We start from the raw sequence: 3584 nt of genomic DNA, 5'->3' as shown, positions 1-3584 counted from the left end.
AAGCAAACACACCCAGGAGTATGATAGCGAAGATCTTATGTAACCACTGTTTTCTCACCTATCTGCGTAGTGAGCGACAAAGATAGGCAAAAAGGCCCTATTTGCAACTTTGTTGCACAAAGAAATGATAAGCGGCAGGGCTTATCTCACCTTCAGCATGGTGCGTACCTGCTGGATGGTGCCATTCTGGAAGCGGGCATAATACACACCATTAGGCAGGTCCTCCCCGTCGAAAGTAACGGTGTAGTCGCCCGGCGTATGGATCTTATTTACCGGCACCTGGATCAGGCGGCCCGTGGTATCAAAGATCTGGATCATGGTATGACCGCCTTTGGTTTTGTACTTGAGATAGGTTTTATCGGCGAAAGGATTCGGATAGTTGGTGATGTAATTGATACCGGCGTTCTGGTTCACATCGTCTGTGGATGTGATAAGGCCGCAGGCAATACCGCTTACGATAGGCAGGCGCTGGTAATCATCCAGCAGAATGGTTTTCAGGTCTGATTCTTTTACGCAGAACCATTGTTCCAGGATGGAGGCGTATACAGAACGGAAATCGTACTGCATTGGAATGTTATCCCCTACGGAAGCGGCGTCCGGAATGTTGGGCGAGTTACCCAGTACTCCCTGCAGCACATAATCGCCAAACACGATCATAGGCGCAGCAGCGCCATGGTCCGTACCCATACTGCCATTGGATTTGGTGCGGCGGCCAAATTCGGAGAACGTCATACCTACTACACGTTTGGATACTTTCAGCCTGGTCAGGTCATCCATAAAAGCCTTAATGGCGGCGCTTACTTTACCTAACAGCTCTGCGTGGTATCCTTTGGAGGTATCGCCGGCTTCTGTCTGGCTGGCGTGCGTATCAAAACCACCGGTGCTCACCATGTACATGCGGGTTTTTAAACCGCCGGCCACCAGGCGTGCAACGATCTTGAGCTGTGCAGCCAGGTCGTTATTAGCCGGATAAGGGCTTTGCTGAGTAACCTTGCTGGCAGCCAATTTGATGCTATCGGTATATTTATCAGATTGTTTTGCAATTAAGCGGATGTAGGTCAGCTCATCGCCCCAGTGCGTGTTAGGCACGGGATCAATGGGCGGATTTTCCAGCAGGTCATAAAAATCTGTAGCGCTGGTAATGGCAATGCCCATGCTGGCGGCAGTACCCTGGAATACCGGCGATACGAGGGAACCTATCTGTATAGCCAGCGGATCCGGCGCATCTGCATTCGGGAATCCTTCCGGGAAGTTGGGATATTCAAAACCCAGGTAACGCCCGCCCCAGCCGGTGTTCAGGATATCTTTAGCGCCGGAGCCGGACAGCCAGATATCTGTAGCGCGGAAGTGGGAATAATCCGGTGAAGGATAGCCTACGCTTTGCAGGATACACACTTTTCCATCTTCATATAACTGCTGAATGCCTGTCATTGCCGGATGGATACCGGTTTTTATATTGTTGGCCAGGGGCAGCACCTTGCCCTGCTGAATAGCAATGTTGCTGCGGGCTGCCTGGTATTTATCATAAATGTCCAGAGGGATCACCATGTTCAAACCGTCGTTACCGCCGGTTAGCTGGATCATTACCAGCACATGGTCATTATCCGTGGCGGCGCCTTGTAAGGCGGCTAACATAGGCGAAGTACTGAATGCTTTTACAGAAAATCCGTCAATAATAGACGGCAGTACGGCGGCTGATGCTGTATGTTTGAGAAAATCTCTTCTACGCATGTTAGAGGTCTTTCAGAAGGTCAGGATAATTGGTATTCAGACAGGTCCATGATGAATTTATACATAGCCTTCAGGCGTGATTCCACCACTGTTCTTGTCGCCACATCTCCCGGATTGCCTTTATAGGCCTGCCATGCATCGGTCCAGTAATAATCGCTGTTAGGACTTTGGCCGCTCAATAGGATAGAATTTTTCATAAAGCTGCGCAGGCTATCGGATACGTCTACACGATACAGCAGGTCCAGCGAATCCTTTACCAAGGTTACCGGATTACCGGGGTCGGACAGCTGATCGGCAAAGGCCAGTACATCTATTTTCAGGTCATGCGGTGCGCCCTGCCCCTGTACCAGGTAGTCGGACAGCATATTGCGTTTAGGCAGGGTATCAGTATTGATCCACATTTCATGGAACATAGGCTCCTGGTAGTAAGGGGCCCAACCGGCCACCAGCGGAGGATCGCCAATATTCTGCAGCATTTTGCCGGCGAAGTCGCGGATGTAGTCCCAGGCTTCGTAGGCGTTCATGTAATCAGATGCGGGAGGAAATACCACGCTGAACTCACGGCACAGCCCTATGCAAAAATCGATGGGGCTTTTGATCAGGCAGGACATGTTCAGCGGATCGTAGAAATGCTCGCTCTTAAATAAGGCGCTAAGCACGGGCAGTATTTCGTAATTGTTGGTGCGGAAGATATCTGCCAGCGGTGCAATTACATTCTGCTCTACAGCATCATCTATTTTGTAGTAGATAAAGAAGCGGTATAATTTACGCACGATGAACTTGGCGCATTCCGGCTGTGCAAAAATGATGTTCAGCAGGTCGTCCAGCTCTGTTTCGCCCGCAGGGCCGGTTTTACCGGTTACGGTTTTAGCGCCGTAGAAATCAGAGAATTGTTTATTGGTAAAATCGTGCTGTGTGCTATCAAAGTGGCTGGTAATGGTGTTCTCATCTACCCGGTAGCCGGTGAGCACGCGTGCGGAGGCACGTACATCGTCTTCTGTATAATGGGAATCGGGCCCTTTACCGATGGTGAACAGCTCGTGCAGCTCACGTGCATAGTTCTCATCTGCTGCGGTTTTGCCGTTCAGGTTACCGTTCAGGTAAATGAGCATGGCGGGATCCTTGGTAATGGCTTTGGTAAGCGCTTTAAAATTACCCAGGGCATATTGCCGCAGTGTGGTATTGTATTTATATACGTAACGTAGGTCCGTTACCGTTTGTGTTTCTGTTACGAAGTGATTGTGCCAGAAGAGCACCATTTTTTCGTGTATGCTTCTGGTTTGGTTGAGCATTACGCCGGTCCACCAGGCTTTGTAGGAACGCTGCCTGTTCTGTCCCAGGGGATCATCTTCCATGCGTACGTAAGCGGGCGCATTTACCCAGGTGGCGCCGGGTGCTATACCGGTAGCATCGTCTCCGTAGTTGTTTACCGGCGGAGAGGGCATGGTGGCAAGCGGTGTAAGCAGCGCATCTACTGCCTGGTCCATGGAGCCAAGGCCCTTAGCCCAGCTAAGATCTGCCGGAGAAGCGCCGAACAGTGCACGTTTTAATAGGTGTACTGCCTGAGCCGTTTCAAAGGCGCCGGTAAAGGGTGCAATACCGGAATCTGTGCGGCCCAAAGGGGCTTTCGCCGTTTTATGGCGTGTAGGGGATAAGGTTAGGAATTGTCTGCGATCCATATGTTATAGGATATGGTTAGGCGTATTGGTTTTTTTATAGGAGCGACAATAATCGCAGGACCAAATTAGTGATTTTTTTAATATAGGGGATTATTTTATTTGAAAAGGGGGGAATTATTTCTACGGGATGGGGAAGGGGAGTAAGCGTGTGATAAGGAAACGATAGTATTATTA

Annotated in this window: 2 protein-coding genes; both read right to left on the bottom strand. The window is 50.0% G+C overall.

Translation table 11 applies throughout. The features are described from left to right. Positions 1-141 precede the first annotated feature (141 nt). Positions 142-1731, bottom strand: a complete 1590-nt coding sequence (locus VIM87_RS18990) for a DUF1501 domain-containing protein (RefSeq protein WP_331998520.1) — start codon at positions 1729-1731, stop codon at positions 142-144. Between the two features lie 20 nt (positions 1732-1751). Then, positions 1752-3410: a DUF1800 domain-containing protein gene (locus VIM87_RS18985; RefSeq protein WP_331998519.1), complete on the bottom strand. Its 1659-nt coding sequence runs from the start codon at positions 3408-3410 to the stop codon at positions 1752-1754. Between the last annotated feature and the right edge of the window lie 174 nt (positions 3411-3584).

Source organism: Chitinophaga sp. (assembly GCF_036569125.1).
Classification (GTDB): Bacteria; Bacteroidota; Bacteroidia; order Chitinophagales; family Chitinophagaceae; genus Chitinophaga.
This window is presented reverse-complemented; position numbering and strand designations above follow the sequence as displayed.

Bases quoted from the DNA above. Each gene is read 5' to 3' on its own strand.
- VIM87_RS18990 (WP_331998520.1), bottom strand. From the start codon at position 1,731: ATGCGTAGAAGAGATTTTCTCAAACATACAGCATCAGCCGCCGTACTG.
- VIM87_RS18985 (WP_331998519.1), bottom strand. From the start codon at position 3,410: ATGGATCGCAGACAATTCCTAACCTTATCCCCTACACGCCATAAAACG.